Source organism: Duganella sp. Leaf61, assembly GCF_001421905.1.
GTDB lineage: Bacteria > Pseudomonadota > Gammaproteobacteria > Burkholderiales > Burkholderiaceae_D > Rugamonas > Rugamonas zoogloeoides.
In genome coordinates, this window is the sequence record NZ_LMLM01000012.1 from 374,696 (window position 1) to 395,134 (window position 20,439).

The following is a 20,439-nucleotide window of genomic DNA, read 5'->3' on the forward strand; positions in this document are numbered from 1 at the left end:
CCTACCGGAAACTGACATGACTACAGACGCAACCAATCCTCTCCTCGACTTTTCCGGCTTGCCGCGTTTCGACGCCATCCTCGCCGAGCACGTCACGCCCGCGATCGACCACCTGCTGGCACGCTCGCGTACCGTGGTGCAGCAACTCGAAGCGCCGCAGGACGACGTGACCTGGGACAGTTTCGTCACGCCGCTGGAAAACGCCACCGAGCTGCTTGGTCGCGCCTGGAGCATTGTCAATCACCTCAACAGCGTGGTGGATACGCCCGAACTGCGCGCCACCTACAACGAGAATCAACCGAAGGTGACCGAGTTCTGGACCGAGCTGTCGCAGAACGAAGCACTGTTCGCCAAGTACAAGGCCTTGCGCGCGTCCGATAGTTTTGCCAGCCTGTCGCCGGCGCGCCAGCGCATCATCGACAACGCGATTCGCGACTTCCGCATGGGCGGCGCCGAACTGGCGGCCGATCAGAAGGAACGTTTTGCAGCGATCCAGGAAGAACAGGCAGCCGTCTCCACGCGCTTCTCGGAAAACGTGCTTGATGCCACCAACGACTACAAGCTGCTCGTTACCGACGAAGCGGAACTGGCCGGTCTGCCCGACGACGTCAAGGCAGCCGCCCACGCTGCCGCGCAAAAGGACGGCAAGCAGGGCTGGCAGTTCTCGTTGCACTTCCCGTCGTACTACCCGATCCTGCAATTTGCCGACAACCGCGCGCTGCGCGCGACCGTGTACCGCGCCAACGCCACCAAGGCGTCGGACCAGGGCGATGTATTCAGCAAGAAGGACGACTGGGACAACACGCAAAACATCGTCACCCTGCTGCGCCTGCGCGACGAAGAAGCCAAGCTGCTCGGCTACAAGAACTTTGCCGAAGTATCGCTGGTACCAAAAATGGCGCAATCGCCCGAGCACGTGATCGGCTTCCTCGAAGACCTGGCCCAGCGCGCGCGGCCGTTCGCCCAGAAAGACCTGGAAGAGCTCAGGCAGTTTGCCAAGATTGAACTCGGCATCGACGACCTGCAGGCGTGGGACATGCCATACGCGTCCGAAAAACTGCAGGAGCGCCGCTACGCGTTCTCGGCGCAGGAAGTCAAACAGTACTTCCCCGAGCATAAAGTAGTCGATGGCCTGTTCCGCCAGATCCAGAACCTGTTCGCGGTCGAGATCAAGCCCGACGTGGCGCCGGTATGGCACAAGGACGTGCGCTTCTACAGCATCGAGCGCGATGGCATCCTGATCGGCCAGTTCTACCTCGATCTGTACGCGCGCGCGGGCAAAAGCGGCGGCGCCTGGATGGACGACGCCCGTGGCCGCCGCGCCAACGCCCACAGCGTGCAGACGCCGGTCGCTTACCTGACCTGCAACTTCACCGAACCGGCCGTGGTCGATGGCGTGGCGCAGCCGTCGCTGTTCACCCATGACGAAGTGATCACGCTGTTCCACGAATTCGGCCACGGCCTGCACCACATGCTCACCCAGGTCGATGAGCTGGGCGTGTCCGGCATCTCGGGCGTGGAGTGGGACGCGGTGGAACTGCCGTCGCAGTTCATGGAAAACTTCTGCTGGGAGTGGGACGTGCTCGAGCACATGACCGCGCACGTGACCACCGGCCAGCCGCTGCCGCGCGCACTGTTCGACAAGATGCTGGCCGCGAAAAACTTCCAGTCCGGTTTGCAGACCCTGCGCCAGGTGGAATTCTCGCTGCTCGACATGCACCTGCACTACGACTACGACGCCACCACCGGTCAAACCGTGCAGCAAATGATCGACAGCGTGCGCGCCAAGTTCTCGCTGGTGGTGCCGCCCGCGTTCAACCGTTTCCAGAACTCGTTCGGCCACATCTTTTCCGGCGGCTACGCGGCCGGCTACTACAGCTACAAGTGGGCCGAAGTGTTGTCGGCCGACGCGTATGCCGCGTTCGAAGAAGCCAAGGCGCTGGGACCCGATGCCACCACCGAAGCGGGCAAGCGCTACCTGCGCGAAATCCTGTCGGTGGGCGGCTCGCGCCCGGCCCTGGAATCGTTCACGGCCTTCCGCGGCCGCGAGCCGAGCATCGACGCGTTGCTGCGCCACAGCGGCATGGCCGCCTGAACGGGGACAGCATGACGCGCATCGACTTCCACACCAACATCACCGACAAGGTCGCCTACGCCTGCCGCCTGGCGCGCAAGGCGTTTGGCGCCAACCATCGCATCGTGGTGCTGGCGGACGATGCGCAGCAGCTGGCGGAACTCAACACCGCCATGTGGACCTTTTCCACGACCGACTTCCTGCCGCACGTGCTGGCCGGCGATGTACTGGCCGAGCACACGCCGATCATACTCACCGACAACGATGAGGCGGAATTACCACACACCGAATTATTAGTGAATCTGTCGCGCCGCGCGCCCTCCCGCGTGGACCGATTCGAGCGCATGATAGAAGTGATTTCCTCGGACGAGGATGATGCGGCTGCCGGCCGCAAGCGCTATGTCGCCTACAAGCAGCAACAGTATCCCCTCACTCACTTTGTCGCAGGAAAATCATGAGCTCAACCTTTGATAACAGCATCCCGGTGTTGACCGAAGTTCTGAAGACCGAGGCACCCGGCGAAGACCCTCTCCCTGGCGCCACGGCCCCGCTGGCGCCCACCAAGGCCGAGATCGCCGCCGCGCTCGAAGCCGAAGCCGTCGATGGCTGGACCGACGCCGAATGGGCCATGATGGAACACCGACTGGCCGAACGCATCATGCACAAGCTGCAATCGCGCGTCGATTTCGTGCTCGAGCAGCGCATCAAGGACAGCATGGCCGAGGTACTCACGCACGCGCTGCACGGCCTCACCAACGAGATCCGCATCGGCCTGCACGACACCATCGAAAAGATCGTCGCCCGCGCCGTGTCGCAGGAACTGGTACACCTGCAAGCGCAGAAAAAGTAACTCTCCCCGCCTTCCGATTCGCGCATTGTGTCTCATCCTGGTGCGCGGATCGCACCCATTGCGGGCATCCCCGCACCATTCCAGGAAACGCATCATCAAAGCGCAAAACAATCACGTTTGCCGCTTTGCGCCGCCTCCAAATTGTTGTACCTTTTGGCCTTGCAGAAAAACCTGCGGCGTTCACGAGACCCCGTTGACCAACACTTTTGGAGAATGACAATGCAGTTCAAGACTAAATTCATTCCACTCGCCATCGCCCTCGCTGTTGCCGGCATCGGCAGCGCCAGCGCCCAGGAAGTCATCAAGATCGGCCACGTCGGTCCGGTCTCGGGTCCATCGGCCCACCTCGGCAAGGACAATGAAAACGGCGCCAAGATGGCGATCGAAGACTTGAACGCCAAGGGCTTCAAGATCGACGGCAAACCGGTCAAGTTCGTGCTGGTGGCCGAAGACGACGGCGCCGATCCCAAGCAGGGCACGGCCGTGGCGCAAAAGCTGGTCGATGCCAAGGTGAACGGCGTGATCGGCCACCTCAACTCCGGCACCTCGATCCCCGCCTCCAAGATTTACCACGACGCCGGCATTCCGCAAATTTCCCCCGCCACCACCCAGACCAAGTACACCCAGCAAGGCTTCAAATCGGCGTTCCGCGTGGTGGCCAATGACGCCAAGCTCGGCGGTACCCTGGGTACCTACGCCGTGGGCAAGCTGGGCGCGAAGAAAATCGCCGTGATCGACGACCGCACGGCCTACGGCCAGGGCGTGGCCAACGAGTTCATCAAGGGCGCCAAGAAATCGTTCCCGGGCGTGCAGATCGTCGCCAAGGAATTCACCACCGACAAGGCCACCGACTTCAACGCCATCCTCACCTCGATCAAGGGCAAGAACCCGGACCTGGTGTTCTTCGGCGGCATGGACTCGGTTGGCGGCCCGCTGCTGCGCCAGATGAAGGCGCTGGGTATCACCGCCAAGTACATGGGCGGCGACGGCATCTGCACCGAAGCGCTGCCGCGCCTGGCCGGCACGGCTGCCGCCAACGGCGTGGTGTATTGCGCCGAGGCCGGCGGTATCACGGCCGAGCAGCAAAAGAACATGGACGACTTTACCTCGCGCTTCAAGCAGAAGTACAACGCCAACGTGCAGATCTACGCGCCATACGTGTACGACGCCGTGATGACCATGGCCACCGCGATGCAGGAAGCCAAATCGTCGCAACCGGCCAAGTACCTGCCGGTGCTGCAGAAGATCAAGTACCAGGGCGTTACGGGCCTGATCTCGTTCGACCAGTACGGCGACATCAAGGATGGCGCACTGACCTTGTTCACGTACACCGACGGCAAGAAGACCAAGGTGGAAGTGGTCAAATAAAAATCGGCCTCATCAACGACAAACGCGCCCGAAGGCGCGTTTGTCGTTTGTGAAGTAAAGCGGAGGACGCAAAAGCGCTTACTTTTGCGTCAGCACCCATTTCACCAGGGTGCGGGCTTCCGCCTCGCTCACCTGTGGGTTGGCTGGCATCGGGATCGCGCCCCAGGTGCCCGAACCGCCCTTCATCACCTTGGTGACGAGCTTGGATTCGGCATCTTTCTGGCCCGCGTACTTGGCGGCCACATCCTTGTAGGATGGACCAACCAGCTTGGTGGCGACAGCGTGGCAAGCCATGCAGTTCTTGGCCTTGGCCAGATCCGAACCGGCATCCGCCATCGCCGCTTGCGATGCGAACGCCGACGCGACCAGTACACCCACCATCATCAAATTGCGTTTCATATTCCTCTCCGGTTAAGCTGCGAATGCCCCTACATTTTACAGTGTTTTTCTCTTCAGAATTTAACGCACAAGTAAATGCAATGGTTGACGCAGGTGACCGAGAGGATGTTCTAACTATTCAATGATCAGGGCAATAACATTCGGGTTTCAACGCTTCAACTGCGACAAATCGCGCACCGCGCCGCGGTCGGCCGAGGTGGTCAGCGCGGCGTAGGCTTGCAGTGCCTGCGAGACGTAGCGCTCGCGGTCCACCGGTTGCCAGGCGGCGTCGCCTTTGGCTTCCATGGTGGCGCGGCGGGCGGCCAGTTCGGCATCGGTGATGCGAAGGTTGATGGTGCGGTTGGGGATGTCGATGTCGATCATGTCACCCTCTTCCACCAGGCCGATGGCGCCGCCTTCGGCCGCTTCCGGCGAGGCGTGACCGATCACCAGGCCAGACGAACCGCCCGAGAAGCGGCCATCGGTCAGCAGCGCGCACGACTTGCCGAGGCCCTTCGATTTGATGTACGACGTCGGGTACAACATCTCCTGCATGCCCGGGCCGCCTTTCGGTCCTTCGTAGCGGATGATGACGACATCACCGGCATGCACGGTGTCGCCAAGGATGGCGGCCACTGCATCGTCCTGGCTCTCGAACACGCGTGCTTTGCCGCTGAACTTGAGGATGCTCTCGTCCACACCGGCAGTTTTCACGATGCAGCCGTTGACCGCCAGGTTACCGTACAACACGGCCAGGCCGCCGTCCTGCGAGTACGCATGTTCCTTGTCGCGGATGCAGCCGGTGCTGCGGTCCAGGTCCAGCGACGCGAAGCGCTCCGATTGCGAGAACGCCGTTTGCGTCGGCACGCCGCCTGGCGCGGCGCGGAACAGCTGGTGCACGGCCGGGTCGTCGCTGCGCTTGATGTCGTTGCGTTCGATGGCGTCGGCCATGGTGGGCGCGTGGATGGTCGGGCGGGTGGTGTCGAGCAGGCCGCCGCGCGCCAGTTCGCCCAGGATCGAGATGATGCCGCCAGCGCGGTGCACGTCTTCGATGTGGTACTTGTCGGTCATCGGCGCGACCTTGCACAGGCAGGGCACCTTGCGCGAGATGCGGTCGATGTCGGCCATGGTGAAGTCCACGCCCGCTTCGTGCGCGGCTGCCAGCAAGTGCAGCACGGTGTTGGTAGAGCCGCCCATGGAGACGTCGAGCGCCATGGCGTTTTCAAACGTGGCCTTGTTGGCGATGGTGCGCGGCAGGATCGAGTAGTCGTCCTGCTCGTAGTGGCGACGGGCCAGTTCCACGATCAGGCGGCCGGCGCGCAGGAACAGCTGCTCGCGGTCCGAGTGCGTGGCCAGCACGGTGCCGTTGCCGGGCAGGGACAGGCCCAGCGCCTCGGTCAGACAGTTCATCGAGTTGGCGGTAAACATGCCCGAGCACGAACCGCAGGTCGGACAGGCCGAGCGTTCGATTTCAGCGACGTCGGCGTCCGACACGGTGTCGTCGCCGGCCTTGATCATGGCGTCCACCAGGTCGAGCTTGATGATCTTCTGGCCGCCGTTGACGACCTTGACCACCTTACCGGCTTCCATCGGGCCGCCGGACACGAACACCACCGGGATGTTGATGCGCATGGCGGCCATCAGCATGCCAGGCGTGATCTTGTCGCAGTTGGAGATGCACACCATCGCATCGGCGCAGTGGGCGTTGACCATGTACTCGACCGAGTCGGCGATCAGGTCGCGCGATGGCAGCGAGTACAGCATGCCACCGTGGCCCATGGCGATGCCGTCATCAACGGCGATGGTGTTGAATTCTTTCGCCACGCCACCGGCTTTTTCGATCTCGCGCGCCACCAGTTGGCCCAGGTCCTTCAGGTGCACGTGGCCCGGCACGAACTGGGTGAAGGAATTGACGACCGCGATAATCGGCTTGTCGAAGTCGCCATCTTTCATGCCGGTGGCGCGCCACAGGGCGCGGGCGCCGGCCATGTTGCGGCCGTGGGTGGTGGTGCGGGAACGATAAACTGGCATGATGATTCTCCAAAGATGGTACAGCGACGTAGCACGACAGAGTGCCTTGGCCCTGCTCCCCTGTCAAATATAAGATTGTCGGCGCTGTGAGTCGTTTAAAATATCACAGAGCAAAAATTAAATAGAAATACATATGAACCTGGAACTCAGACAGCTGCGCTATTTCGTCACCGTTGCCGAGGAACTGCACTTCGGCCGTGCCGCGCTGCGCCTGCACATGACGCAGCCGCCGTTGTCGCAAACCATCCAGGCGCTCGAGGAACTGCTGGGCGCGGCCGTGTTCGAGCGCAACCGGCGCGGCGTCACGCTCACGCCGGCCGGCAGCGCACTGCTGCCCGAGGCGCGCCGCATGCTGGCACAGGCCCAGGAACTGCCGCAACTGGTGCAGCGCGCCGCCGCCGGCGAGGTCGGGCGCCTGACCCTGGACTTCGTCTCCTCGGCCGACTACAGCGTGCTGCCGCCGTTCCTGCGCGCCTACCGCGCCGCGTACCCGCAAGTGCAGATCACGCTGCAGGAAGCCACGTCCGACCTGCAGCTGGACGACCTGCTGCACAACCGCATCGATGCCGGCCTGCTGATCCCGCCACTGCCCGACAAAGCGCGCGCCGAACTCGATTATCTGCCGGTGCTGCGCGAGCCGCTGGTGCTGGCCGTCCCCGCCGGCCTGCCGGCGCTGAACAAGCGCGGCAAACAGGCATTGCATGCGTTGCCGGCGCTGCCGGCGCTGCCGGCGCTGCCGCTGATTATCTTCCCGCGCGCGATCTCGCCCGCGCTGTACGACGCCATCCTGTCGGTGTTCCGCGACGCGGGCGTCACGCCCGAAATCGGCCAGCAGGCGATCCAGATGCAGACCATCGTCGGGCTGGTGTCGGCCGGCATGGGCATGGCGCTGGTGCCGCAGTCGGTCTCCAACCTGATGCGTCCCGGAGTAGAATACCGTGCGCTGGCCCACACCACGCCGCTGGTCGAAACCGGACTGGCCTGGCGACGCGACAATGCTTCGCCCGTGCTGCGCGGCTTTTTGGAATTATTAAGGAACGAAGTAAGGAAAACCGCCCTATGCTGATACACCCGATGCCCGATCCGGTCGCCATCCACCTGGGACCGGTCGCGATCCACTGGTATGGCTTGATGTACGTCCTTGCCTTTGCGCTGTTCATTACGCTCGGCCACGTGCGCATCAGGCAGCCGCACATCGCCGCCCAGCTGTGGCGCAAGGAAGACCTCGACGACATGCTGTTTTACGGCATGCTGGGCGTGGTCATTGGCGGGCGCCTGGGCGAGGTGCTGTTCTACGAACCGGTTAAATATTTTTCGAACCCGATCGAGATCTTCAAGGTGTGGCATGGCGGCATGTCGTTCCACGGCGGCTTCATCGGCGTGCTGATCGCCATGTCGCTGTGGGCGCGCAAGGCCGGCCGCAACATCCTCGACGTGTACGACTTCATCGCGCCGCTGGTGCCGCTCGGCTACGCCGCCGGCCGCCTGGGCAACTTCATCAACGCCGAACTGCCGGGCCGCGTGGTGGCCGACCAGTCGCTGCCGTGGGCCATGTTGTGGCCCGATAATTCGTTCCCGCTGCACCCGAACCCGATCTTCCTGCAAGGCCTGCGCCATCCGTCGCCCATTTACCAAATGCTGATCGACGGCCTGCTGGTGTTCGTCATCCTGTGGCTGTTCTCGCGCAAAGAGCGGCCACGCCTTGCAGTCGGCGCGTTCTACACGCTGCTGTACGGCTGCGCACGATTCTTCACCGAGTACTTCCGTACGCCGGACTGGGAAACCACGTTCCTCGGCATGCCGATCACGTCGGGCCAGGTGCTGTCGCTGCCGATGGTCGTCGCCGCGATTGCCATGCTGGTGTGGGCCTATAAAGTACGCCAGCGCGCCACGGCGCCGACTGTGCCGCGCGCAGAACCTGCGAAGAGCGCCTGACAAAGCCTTCAGAGCAAGGCGCAGCGACGAAGACAGTACGACTGTACGGCGAGGAGCTGCAACGCAGCTCTGGAGATTTGTCAGCGCTCTACGCCAGCAGCTTGACGATGGCCTGCCACTGCGCCGGCGTCACCGGCGTGATGGACAGGCGGCTGCCTTTTTGCAGCACCACCATGTCTTCCAGCGCCGCGATGGTGCGCATCTCGGCCAGCGGCAGCAGCCGCGTCTTCTGCGTTCCCTGTACGTCGATCGAAATCCAGCGCGGCTGCTCCTGCGTGGCCTTGGGGTCGTGGTAATGGCTCTTGGGGTCGAACTGCGAGGCATCAGGATAAGGACCGCTGGCAATCACTGCCAGGCCGGCAATACCGGGCTGCGGGCAGCTCGAATGATAAAACAGCACCCCATCGCCCTGCTGCATCTGGTCGCGCATGAAGTTGCGCGCCTGGTAGTTGCGCACGCCATACCACGCGGTCGTGTGCTGGGGGGACGCCATGAGATCGTCGATGCTCACGTCGTCGGGTTCGGACTTCATCAACCAGTATTGCATACGATATCTCCAGACGAAAAAAAGCGGCTGAGCATTTGCATGCCAACCGCCTTTCAAGGAATTAGTACCCCGCTTGTGCCGTTATGCCGGCATCCCGAACCTAATGGCTCAGGTGGTCACGGTTAGTTCAATTTCGGGTTCATCGAACAAGCGATGCTCACGCCCACCAAACAAAATCCCACGACCGGTGCAAACAAATGGTTCAAGGAATATATGACATTCACGAACACTGCAGGGTGACGCCAGTTTACTCTCTTGTCCGTCGCAAAGGAAGGAGTTTGATGATTAAAAAACCGTTAAAACAGCGCTTCTTGCGGTGTGAGTGCGGTATCCAACACCTTGTGCATGGCGGCGATCTTGGTCTGTACTTCGAGTATCGACATGTCGGACAACGGACCTTGCGGCGCCTTGATCGACAGGAATTCCGCCGCCACGCTGAGCGCCGCCATGACGGCAATGCGGTCGTTGCCCTTGACCCGGCCCGCTGCGCGGATGCCGGTCATTTTCTTGTCGAGCATGACGGACGCTTCGCGCAGTGCGCGTTCCTCGTCGGCCTTGCACATGAGGCGATACGATTGGCCCATGATAGTAACGTCGAGCTCGATCATCGTACTTCCTCTTTTTCCGCAGCGGCAGCGGCATCGCCAGCTGGTTGTTCAGTTGATGCGACTTCGTCTTCATCCAGCACAGGCTCCGGCACCAGCGACGGCACGTGCACCAGCAGCGCCTGCACACGGTCGGCGGCCTCGCTCAAGCGGCGTTGATATCCCATGTTTTCCACCACGAGGGCGGCATTGGCCTGACGCAACTGGGCGTTTTCGCGGCGCAAAGCATTGGTCATCTCGGCCAGCTGGTCGATCTTGTCGGATAGTTCTTGGAAGTCTGAAATCATCCCGCCACTATAGGCAGGGCGCGGGGTGCCGTCAACCGAATCACGTGTGCGGCCCCGAATTTTAAGTAAAACGCAAGTTAACTATTTGCGCGCCGGACATTCGGCGCGCAAATCGATGACATTTTACTGTTTTTACTGTTTTGGCTCGATCGTCACGTTACCGGTGATGCCGCTACCCTGGGCGCCAGCCTGGCCCGGTTCCGCTTCGACAATCACGCTGATCTCGCGCTTACCGGTACCGGCTGGCAGCGGCAAGTCCAGCGGTTCGTTGGCAAAGCTCTCCTTCTTGCCTGCCAGCTTGCCGTTGATCCACACTTCCGCCTTGCCCTTGATGCCGGCAAAGCGGATCAGGCCATTGCCGTCAGCAAGGTTCTTGCGCGGCGTGAAGCTCGACCGGTACAGGTTGAACTTGCTGCCTGCTGCACCCCACATCGGCGGCTGGCCCCAGCCCCAGGTGTTCATGTCGAAGCTGTCGATTTTCTGGTTCGGGTTCGGCCGCGTGTCGCCCGGCGGCGCCACGCGCCAGGTGCGCACGAACGTCAGCGGCGCATCGGCGCTGGCCACGAACGGTACGGCCGGCACGGCTTTCACCGGGATCGTCACCGTGGCCGCCTTCAGGCCAGGCGCGCTTGCTTCCACCGTAACGGGCTGGGTGGCGTCGTAGCTGGTCTGCACGATCAGCTGCGCCAGGCCGTTGAACAGGCGCCGGGTGGCGCCCTTCTCGTCCTCGTGCGAGGTCGGGTCGCCATTGCCATGGCCGATCGACCGGCCACCGCCGGTGACCTTGAAGGTCACGACCGGGTCGGCCAGCGGCACTGCGCGGCCCTGGGCGTCCAGCGCGCGCACCGTGATCGGCATGGCATCACGGCCATCGCCGGCCAGGTCCGCGCGGTCCGGCACCAGTTCCAGGGAAACCGGCTCGCCCGTGGTTTCCACCGCCGTGCGCACGACTTCCTTGCCGCCGTTGTAGCCGATGGCTTCGAGCTTGCCCGGCGCGTAGGCGACATTGAAGTAATTCATGCGGAACGGATCGGCCTTCTGTTCGCCAAGCTTGGTACCGTTCAACAGCAGTTCTATGCGTTCGACGTTGGCCATCACCATCACGCGGATGTCCTTGCCTTCGCTGCCGGCCCAGTTCCAGTGCGGCGCGATGTGGATCAGCGGACGATCCTTGATCCATTGCGCCTGGTGGATGTAGTAGGCGTTTTTCGGGAAACCGTTCAGGTCCATGATGCCGAACACCGAGCTGACCGACGGCCACTCGTTGGGGGTCGGCTCGCCGCGATAATCAAACCCGGTCCAGACAAAGCCGCCGGCCACGAACGGGCGCTTGGCAATCGCTTCCCATGCATCGCGGTGGGTATTGCCCCACTGCGCGGCATCGGCCAGGTCGTCGTAGCTGGCGATCTGGTTCTTTTGCTTGTCGGTCTTGAACACGCCGCGCGTCATGAACGCGGACGTGTCTTCCGAGCTGGTGAACGGCACCGTCGGATACGCCGCGTGGAAGCGGTCGTAATCGGGCACCTGGTAGTTGGCGCCCACCACGTCCACCGCGTGCGCCACGTTGAGGTCGCTGAAGAAGCCGCCGTTCATGGCCGCGGTGACCGGACGGGTATCGTCGAGCGCTTTGACGGCAGCGGACATGCGGCGCACCATCTCGTAGCCCACTTCCGATCCCTGCACCGGTTCTTCATTGAATACCGACCAGAGGATGATGCCGGGGTGATGGCGGTCGCGCTTGACCATCCATTCGAGCTGCTTCATGTAGTCCGGCGACGGATTGAAGTTGCGGTTCTCGTCCATCACCACGAAGCCCATGCGGTCGACCATGTCGAGCACTTCGGCGGCTGGCGCATTGTGCGAGAAGCGGATCGCGTTCACGCCCAGTTCCTTCAGGCGGCGCAGGCGATACTCCCACACCGCATCGGGAATCGCGACACCGACGCCGGCGTGATCCTGGTGGATGCACACGCCTTGCAGTTTCAGGTGTTCGCCGTTGAGGAAGAAGCCTTTTTCGGCATCGAAGCGGATGGTGCGGAAGCCCGTGTGCAGCGCCACTTCGTCCTGCGCCTTACCGTTTTCCAGCACGCGCGTGACGACCTTGTACAGGTTGGTCTTGGCGATCGACCACAGGGCCGGATCGTTGATCTTGAACGGCAGCTTGACGGTGGCGTCTTTCAATACGCCCACGCTGGCCTTGGCCTGCTGGCGGCCCACCTGCTTGCCGGCCGGGTCGAACACGGTCACTTCCACCGTCACGTCGGACGCCTTCTTGCCGCTGTTATTGAGTGTCACCTCCACTGGCAGGGTCCAGTCGCGGCCCTTGCCAGCGCGAGGTACGGCATACACGCCATCGGTGGCCACATGCACCGGTGCGCGCTTGACCAGCCACGCGTGGCGATACATGCCGGCGCCCTCGTACCACCAGCCCTCCATCGCTTCCGCATCGACGCGGATCGAGATGGTATTGAGCGCGTCACCATAGGTCAGGTAAGGCGTGATATCGATATTGCTGGCGTTGTAGCCGGACCAGTTGCGGTTGACGACATTGCCGTTGACGTACACGGTGGCGTGGGTGGCAATCGCATCGAACTGCAGCTCGAAGTGGCGACCTCGGTCGGCCGGATCGACCTGCAGATAGCGGCGATACCAGCCGATGCCGCGCGGGCGGTAACCCTGCGAGATATTGGCTTTCGGGTCGAACGGTCCTTCGACGGCCCAGTCGTGCGGCAGGTCGAGGCGACGCCAGTCGGAGTCGTCGAATTCGGCGCCGGCAGCGCCGGGCGCGTTGCCGGCCTTGGCGTTGCTATACGATTCTTCGTGGCCGACGATCGGCGCCTGGCGCACGTCGCCGAGGTGGAACAGCCAGCCGCGATCGAGCGACAGGCGCTCGCGCCCGGCCTTGACGGTGGCGTCGGTAATGTGGGGTTTGATCGGTGCGGCGGCGTGCGCAGCAGTGTGTGCGGCGGCGCTGGCGGCCAGCAGCAGGACGGCAGCGCAGATGCGCCGCCAGTGAGGCAGTTTGTTCAAGCTTGGCTCCCTTACAACTTGGGCTAAAAAAAACGGAGCAGCACCGTTAAGCACTGCTCCGCAAACCACGATAAAACAAAGGTACAACGGAAAATTTACAGCTTGAAGGACAGGCCCAGGTTGAAGCGGCGGCCGAACTCGGTCACTTCCTGTTGCAGCGGGTTGTTGGCGCTGGTGTAGACCGCCTTCTGGTTGGTCAGGTTTTCGATGCCGAAGCGGATCTGCACGTTTGGCGTGATCTGCTTGGCCAGGTTCATGGACACGAAAGTTTCCGCTTCGTTGACCAGCAACTGGCCGGCGCTCCAGGTCGGGTTACGTACGAACGAGCTGTGGTGATTGGCCGAGATACGGGCTTCGTAACCGGCTTTTTCGTACCACAGGGTCACGCCGCCGTTGTTGCGCATCAGGCCTTCGATCGGGAACGGATTGCCGACCGGAACCTGTTCACGCACGGTGCTGGCGGTGTACGCGTAGTTGCTGGCGATACCCAGGCCATCGAACGGTGCCGGCAGGCCGGTAAATGCTTGCTGGTAGACCAGTTCCACGCCACGGATGTTGCCGCCTTCGCCGTTGACCGAACGGGTGATGTTGTCGCTCTGGGTGATGGCGATGTAGCGCTGCAACTGCTTGTAGAAGCCTCCCACCGAAACGAGCGAACCCTTCTGGAAGTACCATTGGTACGCCAGGTCAACCTGGTTGGCCATCATCGGCTTCAGGTCCGGGTTACCGGCCGAACCCGTTTGCGGCTGGCTGGTGCCGGCCTGACTCAGGTTGCGCGAAGCGCGCAGTTCATCCAGTGGCGGACGCGACATTGCGCGGGCCAGGCCGAAACGCACCTGGTGTTCCTGGGCTTCGTCGAGGTTAAAGATCAGGTTCAGGCTCGGCAGGATCTCGGTATACGACGTGCCTTGCTCGACTGCGGACGGGGTGGAACCGTTGATGGAACCCATGCCATAGCTGTCGGTCTTGGTGTGCACCAGGCGCACGCCCACGTTGCCGCGGTAGGTTTTGCCGAAGGCTTCACCATCGAGGTCGCCCTGGACGAAGGCCGAGGTGCTGCGTTCCTTGACGCGCCAGCCAGCGAGCTGGTCGTTGCGAATCTGGTCGGCAGTACCGACTTTGCCGTTCGGATTGATGGCATCAGCACCGAAGGCGTTGCCGATGGTGCCGTAGAAGTCCTTGAGCACGAAGTACGACGGGAAACCTTCGACGTTGACGGTCTCGTAGGCCGAAGCAGGAATCGCGTTTTTCTGGGCCAGTTGCCAGGTGGTCTGGCGGTAGCTCTTCTCGCGGTCGGTCGCGCGCACGCCGACCTTGATACGGCTGACGATGCTGTTTTCGATCGGACGCGCGGCGGTGACCGACGCAGCGTTCAGCAGATCCTTCACGTGGCCGTCGGTATCGACGTACAGGGTCGGCGCTTCGAAGTTGGCCGGGTTGCCGGTGTCGATGCCGCCAAAGCTGTACTGCTGACGCTCGTTGCCGGTGAACGACCAGTTGACCGACACTGGAATCGAGCTCAGCGAATTTTGACGCAGGTCGCGCCACTGGCTGCTGCGCAGCGCGTGCGACGTCGACAGGTCGGTTTCAACTTTCCACTCGCCGAGATTGACCTTGGCGTTCAGGCCGCTGGCGGCCACGCTGGCGTCCTGGATCCAGTGTGCATCGTTGTTGATGACGCGGTTCCAGTTGACGGTGCCACCGGCCACATAGCCGTTACGGATGTCGAGGTTGCTGAAGTTGCCGGAGTTGCCGCCATCCCAGTTGCCCAGGTCGCCGGTCCAGTGCTGCATCTGCGCTTCGTCGATCTTGGTTTGCGCGTAATAGGTGTCGGCGGTGATCAGGACATCGCTGTTCGGCTTGTACTCGATCTTGCCCAGCACGCTGCTGCGCTTGTTGCTGCCGCGGCGCACGTCGTCCTGGAAGCCCCACGGAGTCTTGTCGACCTTGCCGTCGCCGTTCATGTCGACGGAATTGTTTTCGTTGAAACCCCAGTGGCGCACGTTCTTCTGCACCGATGGCTGGTCCTGGTAGCTGAACGCGACGGCTGCACCGAGCGTCTTGTTGAGGAACTGGTCAACCCAGATACCGCCCACGCGTGGCTTGTTCTTGTCAGCGCCGGCGATGTCCTTGGCAATGTTGTAGTGCAGGACATCGGCCTTGAAGTTCAGCTGGCGGCCGTTGTACTTCAGCGGCGACACGGTTTGCAGATCGATCGAGGTAGCAATGCCGCCTTCGACCAGTTCGGCGTTCTGGGTTTTGTACACGGTGGCGCCACTGATCGACTCCGACGGGAACTGCTCGAAGCGCACGGCGCGATCCGGTTCCGACGAGGCCAGCTCGCGGCCGTTCAGGGTGGCGCCGATAAAGCGGGGGCCCATACCGCGCGCAACAATCTGCGAGGCATTACCGCGATCGAGACCCGACGACAGGCCTGGCAGGCGTGCCAGCGATTCGGCGATGGTGGTGTCCGGCAGTTTGCCGATGTCTTCCGACGCGATCACTTCCACCATGCTGTTGGAAGCTTCCTTGACGGCCAGCGCGTTACGCACCGACGCACGGATGCCGGTCACGTTCACTTGCTGGATTTCGCCGGCGACCGGCGCTGCGGGAGTTGCCGCTGGTGCTGCTGCCTGTGCTGCTGCCTGTGCTGCTGGCTCTGCTTGTGCTTCTTGCGCGAACGCTTGTTGCGCCATCAACGGGGTGCTGAACAAGGTCGCGATCAGCAGGCTCATTTTCTTGTGTTTCATTATGTGCATCTCCAGTGTCTATGTAGTTCCGTCTCTGATCTTTGAACCACATCGGACGGATAAGACGGGATGCTATCGAAACCGAAGTTGAGAGGCCAATAGCTTATTGACGTTGGCCCATATCAAGTTCGTATATCAGACATACAAAAAGCGTAAACAGTTTGTCAGCTTGACTGTTTACGGCTTGGTGTAGTGGGGATACATGGTGGTGGCAGTATCGCGCAGCGCCAGCAGCATGGCGTCGGCGCCCGGGGAGAGCTGGTGTCGTTTGCGCGTCACAATGCCGAACGAATCCATGCTCACGCCGAGGTCGAACGGCAAGATGGCCATCAGGCCGGTTTGCAGGTAAGCCTGCACAGCTTCGGCCGGCAGTGCGACGATCATGTCGCTGTTCATCAGCAGGCTGGCGACCACCGGCAAGTCTTGAGTCTCGACGGTTTCGGCCGGCTGCTCGAGGCCGTGCGACAGGAACAGGGCCGTCAGGCGATCGCGCAGGATGCTGCCGGCCGGCGGCAGTATCCAGCATTGCCGCACCAGTTCTTCGAGCTGCAAATCGGTACGACCGGCCAATGGATGGTCGCTGCGCGCGATCAACAGGTGCGGCTCGTCGGTAAGCGGTTCGAAATGCAGTTCGTCGGCGGCAGCGGTGTCGAGGATGCGGCCGACCACCAGATCGAGCTCGCCGCTGCGCAGCCGTTCCACCAGCACTTTGCTGGTGGACATCTTGACCGACACGTGCACGCGCGCATGGCGCGACTTGAGCAAATTGATAGCTTTGGGCACCAGCGAGGTGGCTGGCGCCAGCACCGAGCCGATACCGACCCGTCCGCGCAGGCCCGACAGCAGTTCCATCACTTCCTGGTGCGCCGCGTCCATCTCGGCCAGCGCCGCACCGGCGCGGCGGATCAGCACCTTGCCATACCAGGTAGGCGCCACGCCGCGCGACAGGCGTTCGAACAGTTGCACGCCGAGGGCGTGTTCAAGCTCGCCCAGCAATTTGGACGCACCGGGTTGAGTGAGGTTGGCGGCTTGCGCCGCGTGCGCGATGGAACCGTGACGGCCGAGTTCCACCAGCAATACCAGGTGGCGGGTCTTCAGGTGGGAGCGGACAAAGCGGTCGGAGCGGGAATCGGTCATATTGGCGATTATTATACCGCCCGAAAGGTAGAGCACGCGCGACTAGCGTGGCGAAGCCGCGTTCTGCGGACGCGCGCACCTGCCCGTCTTCTCCTCGTCCCGCGCTCGCTAGCCGACGGCCTGCACTGCGGGTGCCATGTCGTCGAACCGCGTGTCGGCGATGCCAGCGGTGGCGCTATCAAGCAAGCCGGACGGCAAACCGTACAAGGCGCCGTCGTTACCCAACAACAGCAACTGCGCCAGGCCGTCACCACCGAAGGCCAGCGCGACCGGTGCAGCGCCTTCGAGCGCGATTCGGCACAGCACGGCGCCGCCGGCGTCGTATCGCACCAGTTCGGCGCCCTGGATGCTCCACAGGCAGTCGGCGCTGTCGATCACGGCCGCGCCCACGGTCACATCCGACTCGGCAAACGTGGTGACATTGCCAACCCTGGCACGGTCGGCATCATACGTACAGCGCAGGATGCGGTTGCCGTCGGCGAACACCATGCGGGTGCCGTCGGCGCTGAAGGCTATGCCGGCCGCGCGCACCACCACCGGCAGCGCCAGCCGGCGCAGGCCGTGGCGTTGCGAGTATTGGTAAAAGCTGCCGATCGGGCGCTGGTCGCTGGCGGTATTGGCGGTGCCGAACACAAAATTGCCGGCGCGGTCGGTGCAGCCGTCGCTGATCGCCGTGCGCGGCTCGGCCGCGTCCACCGTCAACAACACTTGCGACTGTAGCGTCCTGGCCACACTGCCGGCCGCCGGCAACTCGATCAGCCCCAGCCGCTTGCCCTGCCCCAGCAGCAGGCGCCCGGAGGCGCAGGCGGCCAGCGCGCAAGCGCTTTCGGACAAGCGCAAGCTGGCCGCTGTTGCGACTGTAGCGGCCATGGCAGGCGGTGCCGGCGACCAGTTGTACAACAGGCCGGCAAGTGGATCGGACCAGCGCCAGCAGTTGCCGGCTGCGTCCCAGCGCAGGACACCGCCGGTGCGGCCGCCGCGCTGCAGCAGGATAGCGTGCGCAGCGACGGCGCCGATGGCAGGCGTGGAGATGTCTATCATGACGCCGAGTGTAAGCGCGGCCGGCGTCCGGCAGATATAAAAAAATCACTATCAGCTATCTTGATATCAGATAGCTGACTTGTTTATTTCTGGTATTCGATAATGATATGGTTTGTGGCGAATTAATCATATTTCCATAGCTGGGCGCCGTTTTAGACTGTGTGCTGTTCATTGAACTTACTCTCATTCATCACCCCTATGAAAATCACCAAACTGACGACCTACCGTGTTCCACCGCGCTGGATGCTGCTGAAAATCGAAACCGATGAAGGCGTAGTCGGCTGGGGCGAACCGGTCATCGAAGGCCGCGCCCGCACCGTGGAAACGGCCGTCCAGGAAATGGAACCGTATTTGATCGGCCAGGACCCGTCGCGCATCAACGACCTGTGGCAAACCATGTACCGCGCCGGCTTCTACCGTGGCGGCGCCATCCTGATGAGCGCGATCGCCGGCATCGACCAGGCGCTGTGGGACATCAAGGGCAAGGTCCTGGGCCAGCCCGTGTACGAACTGCTGGGCGGCCTGGTGCGCGACCGCATGAAGATGTACAGCTGGGTGGGCGGCGACCGTCCTGCCGACATCATCGAACAGATCAGCAAACTCAAGGAAGGCGGCTTCGACACCTTCAAGATGAACGGCACCGAAGAACTGGGCATGCTCGATACGTCGGCAGCGGTCGATGAAGCGGTGCGCCGCGTGGCGGAAATCCGCGAAGCGTTCGGCAACACCATCGAGTTCGGCCTGGACTTCCACGGCCGCGTGGCCGCGCCGATGGCCAAGACCCTGCTGCGCGAACTGGAGCAGTTCCGTCCGCTGTTCGTGGAAGAGCCGGTCCTGGCCGAGCAGGCCGAATACTATCCGCGCCTGGCCGAGATGACCTCGATCCCGCTGGCAGCCGGCGAGCGCATGTACTCGCGCTTCGAGTTCAAGAACGTGTTCGCGGCCGGCGGCCTGTCGATCGTGCAGCCCGACCTGTCGCACGCGGGCGGCATCACCGAGTGCCTGAAAATCGCCTCGATGGCCGAAGCCTACGACATCACGCTGGCGCCGCACTGCCCGCTCGGTCCGGTTGCCCTGGCTTCGTGCCTGGCGGTGGACTTCGTGTCGTACAACGCCGTGCTGCAAGAGCAAAGCATGGGCATCCACTACAACAAGGGCGGCGAGCTGCTCGACTACGTGATCAACAAGGAAGACTTCAAAATCGTCGACGGCTACTGCGCGCCGCTGCGCAAGCCTGGCCTGGGCGTGGAAGTGGACGAAGAACGCGTGATCGCCGCCAGCAAGAACGCCGGCGACTGGCGCAACCCGGTCTGGCGCCACAAGGATGGCAGCGTCGCCGAGTGGTGATGCAATCGTGGTAACCGAAGCCGGCGTAATTGCCGGCTTTTTTTATGCGCCCCGCTGCTGCGCCCACCCGGTATCATGACGGCATGGATTTCATCAAACTCGCCGCCCTTTTCTTCATCACCGCCATTGCCGAAATCGTCGGCTGCTACCTGCCTTGGCTGGTCCTGCGCCAGGACAAGTCGCCATGGCTGCTGCTGCCGGCGGCCCTGTCGCTGGCCCTGTTTGCCTGGCTGCTGACCTTGCATCCCACCGGCGCGGCGCGCACCTACGCCGCTTACGGCGGCGCCTACATCGCCGTTGCGCTGCTGTGGCTGCGCCTGGTGGACGGCGTGGCGCTCACCCTATACGACATGGCCGGCGCTGGCCTGGCCCTGGCCGGCATGGCTGTGATCGCCTTGCAGCCTTCGACTTAGAACCTATCCCGGTAGGGAGGAGGCAGCGGATTGCGATGCCTCGGTAGCGGGGGCAAGGCGCGAGGAAGAAGCATGGCGGGCCATGCGATGACGGGATAGGTTCTTAGCCGATATCGCCGGAATCTGTTGCCTCTCATGCATCACAACGCTGCTTTTTTGCGCTTTCACAAATCTTGTGCCTTGAAATACAGGGATGTCGTCCCTATAATTGGCACTCGTTATGAGAGAGTGCTAACAAAGTCTCTTGTCCCACTTTCCGCTGCGGCAATCCCCGTAAGGTGATTGAAACAGCAACAAACTGTACCATTGTTAATTAAGGAGTTTTGTATGAACCTTCGCCCTTTGAACGATCGCGTTATCGTCAAACGTCTCGACCAGGAAACCAAGACTGCATCCGGCCTGATCATCCCTGATGCGGCTGCTGAAAAACCGGATCAAGGCGAAGTCCTGGCCGTTGGCAATGGCAAGATCCTGGAAGACGGCAAAGTGCGTCCTCTGGATGTCAAAGTAGGCGACCGCGTCCTGTTCGGCAAATACGCCGGCCAGACCGTCAAGATCGACGGCCAGGAACTGATGGTCATGCGCGAAGAAGACATCATGGCGATCGTCACCAAGTAATTGCATTTGCAATCACTGGTCCACGATT

18 protein-coding genes and 1 other RNA gene are annotated in these 20,439 nt (G+C 62.3%); 9 read left to right on the plus strand and 10 right to left on the minus strand.

The genetic code is table 11. From position 1 onward, the window contains the following. Nucleotides 1–16 precede the first annotated feature (16 nt). The 4 genes from ASF04_RS10700 to ASF04_RS10715 all read left to right on the plus strand — a co-directional run bounded on the left by ASF04_RS10700 (nucleotide 17) and on the right by ASF04_RS10715 (nucleotide 4,292). Complete coding sequence (locus tag ASF04_RS10700) at nucleotides 17–2,095, plus strand: M3 family metallopeptidase (RefSeq protein ID WP_056140995.1); 2,079 nt, start codon at nucleotides 17–19, stop codon at nucleotides 2,093–2,095. Nucleotides 2,096–2,106: 11 nt separating this feature from the next. Continuing rightward, entirely contained in the window at nucleotides 2,107–2,532 is a 426-nt protein-coding gene (locus ASF04_RS10705; protein ID WP_056140998.1) for a DNA polymerase III subunit chi, read from the plus strand. Beyond that, nucleotides 2,529–2,924, plus strand: a complete 396-nt coding sequence (locus tag ASF04_RS10710; RefSeq protein ID WP_019922965.1) for a hypothetical protein — start codon at nucleotides 2,529–2,531, stop codon at nucleotides 2,922–2,924. Before ASF04_RS10705 ends, ASF04_RS10710 begins: the two co-directional genes overlap by 4 nt. Nucleotides 2,925–3,143: 219 nt before the next feature. After that, a complete protein-coding gene (locus ASF04_RS10715) occupies nucleotides 3,144–4,292 on the plus strand; it encodes a branched-chain amino acid ABC transporter substrate-binding protein (RefSeq protein WP_056141002.1) in 1,149 nt (382 codons plus the stop codon). A 78-nt stretch (nucleotides 4,293–4,370) separates the two neighbouring features. Here the strand turns inward: ASF04_RS10715 and ASF04_RS10720 are convergent, their stop codons facing one another. After that, nucleotides 4,371–4,691 carry a c-type cytochrome gene (locus tag ASF04_RS10720; RefSeq protein WP_056141004.1) on the minus strand — a complete coding sequence of 107 codons (321 nt, stop codon included), beginning with the start codon at nucleotides 4,689–4,691 and terminating at the stop codon, nucleotides 4,371–4,373. Between the two features lie 147 nt (nucleotides 4,692–4,838). Next, nucleotides 4,839–6,701 carry a dihydroxy-acid dehydratase gene (gene ilvD, locus ASF04_RS10725; protein WP_056141008.1) on the minus strand — a complete coding sequence of 621 codons (1,863 nt, stop codon included), beginning with the start codon at nucleotides 6,699–6,701 and terminating at the stop codon, nucleotides 4,839–4,841. 133 nt (nucleotides 6,702–6,834) lie between these two features. On the opposite strand from ilvD, the gene ASF04_RS10730 reads away from it, so the two are divergent. Next, nucleotides 6,835–7,767 carry a LysR family transcriptional regulator gene (locus ASF04_RS10730; RefSeq protein ID WP_056141011.1) on the plus strand — a complete coding sequence of 311 codons (933 nt, stop codon included), beginning with the start codon at nucleotides 6,835–6,837 and terminating at the stop codon, nucleotides 7,765–7,767. Next, nucleotides 7,761–8,636, plus strand: a complete 876-nt coding sequence (gene lgt / locus ASF04_RS10735; RefSeq protein WP_056141014.1) for a prolipoprotein diacylglyceryl transferase — start codon at nucleotides 7,761–7,763, stop codon at nucleotides 8,634–8,636. Before ASF04_RS10730 ends, lgt begins: the two co-directional genes overlap by 7 nt. 88 nt (nucleotides 8,637–8,724) lie before the next feature. Here the strand turns inward: lgt and ASF04_RS10740 are convergent, their stop codons facing one another. The 8 genes from ASF04_RS10740 to ASF04_RS10770 form a co-directional block, all read right to left on the minus strand. Continuing rightward, nucleotides 8,725–9,183 carry an EVE domain-containing protein gene (locus tag ASF04_RS10740; RefSeq protein WP_056141017.1) on the minus strand — a complete coding sequence of 153 codons (459 nt, stop codon included), beginning with the start codon at nucleotides 9,181–9,183 and terminating at the stop codon, nucleotides 8,725–8,727. A 62-nt stretch (nucleotides 9,184–9,245) separates the two neighbouring features. Beyond that, nucleotides 9,246–9,424: non-coding RNA, 6S RNA (ssrS, locus tag ASF04_RS26740), on the minus strand. A gap of 55 nt (nucleotides 9,425–9,479) precedes the next feature. Continuing rightward, a complete protein-coding gene (locus tag ASF04_RS10745; protein WP_019922972.1) occupies nucleotides 9,480–9,791 on the minus strand; it encodes a cell division protein ZapA in 312 nt (103 codons plus the stop codon). Next, nucleotides 9,788–10,075: a hypothetical protein gene (locus ASF04_RS10750; protein ID WP_056141019.1), complete on the minus strand. Its 288-nt coding sequence runs from the start codon at nucleotides 10,073–10,075 to the stop codon at nucleotides 9,788–9,790. The genes ASF04_RS10745 and ASF04_RS10750 overlap by 4 nt, the downstream gene beginning before the upstream one ends. Before the next feature lie 132 nt (nucleotides 10,076–10,207). Next, nucleotides 10,208–13,105: a beta-galactosidase GalA gene (gene galA / locus ASF04_RS10755; RefSeq protein ID WP_082488681.1), complete on the minus strand. Its 2,898-nt coding sequence runs from the start codon at nucleotides 13,103–13,105 to the stop codon at nucleotides 10,208–10,210. A 95-nt stretch (nucleotides 13,106–13,200) separates the two neighbouring features. After that, nucleotides 13,201–15,855: a TonB-dependent receptor gene (locus ASF04_RS10760; RefSeq protein ID WP_056141020.1), complete on the minus strand. Its 2,655-nt coding sequence runs from the start codon at nucleotides 15,853–15,855 to the stop codon at nucleotides 13,201–13,203. A gap of 177 nt (nucleotides 15,856–16,032) precedes the next feature. Then, nucleotides 16,033–16,992, minus strand: coding sequence for a LysR substrate-binding domain-containing protein (locus tag ASF04_RS10765; protein ID WP_056141021.1), 960 nt, complete (start codon nucleotides 16,990–16,992; stop codon nucleotides 16,033–16,035). Between the two features lie 108 nt (nucleotides 16,993–17,100). Beyond that, entirely contained in the window at nucleotides 17,101–18,033 is a 933-nt protein-coding gene (locus tag ASF04_RS10770) for an SMP-30/gluconolactonase/LRE family protein (RefSeq protein ID WP_056141025.1), read from the minus strand. Between the two features lie 198 nt (nucleotides 18,034–18,231). On the opposite strand from ASF04_RS10770, the gene dgoD reads away from it, so the two are divergent. From dgoD to groES, 3 genes are all read left to right on the plus strand, one after another. Beyond that, the gene (gene dgoD, locus ASF04_RS10775) at nucleotides 18,232–19,380 is read left to right on the plus strand and encodes a galactonate dehydratase (RefSeq protein ID WP_056141028.1); all 1,149 of its coding nucleotides are present in this window, start codon (nucleotides 18,232–18,234) and stop codon (nucleotides 19,378–19,380) included. An 83-nt stretch (nucleotides 19,381–19,463) separates the two neighbouring features. Next, nucleotides 19,464–19,793, plus strand: a complete 330-nt coding sequence (locus tag ASF04_RS10780; protein WP_056141029.1) for a YnfA family protein — start codon at nucleotides 19,464–19,466, stop codon at nucleotides 19,791–19,793. Nucleotides 19,794–20,120: 327 nt separating this feature from the next. Next, nucleotides 20,121–20,411: a co-chaperone GroES gene (gene groES, locus ASF04_RS10785; protein WP_026637491.1), complete on the plus strand. Its 291-nt coding sequence runs from the start codon at nucleotides 20,121–20,123 to the stop codon at nucleotides 20,409–20,411. The last annotated feature ends 28 nt before the right edge of the window (nucleotides 20,412–20,439 follow it).

What these genes read in the sequence shown, in the direction of transcription:
- ASF04_RS10700 (WP_056140995.1), top strand. Translation starts at nt 17, where the DNA reads ATGACTACAGACGCAACCAATCCTCTCCTCGACTTTTCCGGCTTGCCG.
- ASF04_RS10705 (WP_056140998.1), top strand. Translation starts at nt 2,107, where the DNA reads ATGACGCGCATCGACTTCCACACCAACATCACCGACAAGGTCGCCTAC.
- ASF04_RS10710 (WP_019922965.1), top strand. Translation starts at nt 2,529, where the DNA reads ATGAGCTCAACCTTTGATAACAGCATCCCGGTGTTGACCGAAGTTCTG.
- ASF04_RS10715 (WP_056141002.1), top strand. Translation starts at nt 3,144, where the DNA reads ATGCAGTTCAAGACTAAATTCATTCCACTCGCCATCGCCCTCGCTGTT.
- ASF04_RS10720 (WP_056141004.1), bottom strand. Translation starts at nt 4,691, where the DNA reads ATGAAACGCAATTTGATGATGGTGGGTGTACTGGTCGCGTCGGCGTTC.
- ilvD (WP_056141008.1), bottom strand. Translation starts at nt 6,701, where the DNA reads ATGCCAGTTTATCGTTCCCGCACCACCACCCACGGCCGCAACATGGCC.
- ASF04_RS10730 (WP_056141011.1), top strand. Translation starts at nt 6,835, where the DNA reads ATGAACCTGGAACTCAGACAGCTGCGCTATTTCGTCACCGTTGCCGAG.
- lgt (WP_056141014.1), top strand. Translation starts at nt 7,761, where the DNA reads ATGCTGATACACCCGATGCCCGATCCGGTCGCCATCCACCTGGGACCG.
- ASF04_RS10740 (WP_056141017.1), bottom strand. Translation starts at nt 9,183, where the DNA reads ATGCAATACTGGTTGATGAAGTCCGAACCCGACGACGTGAGCATCGAC.
- ASF04_RS10745 (WP_019922972.1), bottom strand. Translation starts at nt 9,791, where the DNA reads ATGATCGAGCTCGACGTTACTATCATGGGCCAATCGTATCGCCTCATG.
- ASF04_RS10750 (WP_056141019.1), bottom strand. Translation starts at nt 10,075, where the DNA reads ATGATTTCAGACTTCCAAGAACTATCCGACAAGATCGACCAGCTGGCC.
- ASF04_RS10760 (WP_056141020.1), bottom strand. Translation starts at nt 15,855, where the DNA reads ATGAAACACAAGAAAATGAGCCTGCTGATCGCGACCTTGTTCAGCACC.
- ASF04_RS10765 (WP_056141021.1), bottom strand. Translation starts at nt 16,992, where the DNA reads ATGACCGATTCCCGCTCCGACCGCTTTGTCCGCTCCCACCTGAAGACC.
- ASF04_RS10770 (WP_056141025.1), bottom strand. Translation starts at nt 18,033, where the DNA reads ATGATAGACATCTCCACGCCTGCCATCGGCGCCGTCGCTGCGCACGCT.
- dgoD (WP_056141028.1), top strand. Translation starts at nt 18,232, where the DNA reads ATGAAAATCACCAAACTGACGACCTACCGTGTTCCACCGCGCTGGATG.
- ASF04_RS10780 (WP_056141029.1), top strand. Translation starts at nt 19,464, where the DNA reads ATGGATTTCATCAAACTCGCCGCCCTTTTCTTCATCACCGCCATTGCC.
- groES (WP_026637491.1), top strand. Translation starts at nt 20,121, where the DNA reads ATGAACCTTCGCCCTTTGAACGATCGCGTTATCGTCAAACGTCTCGAC.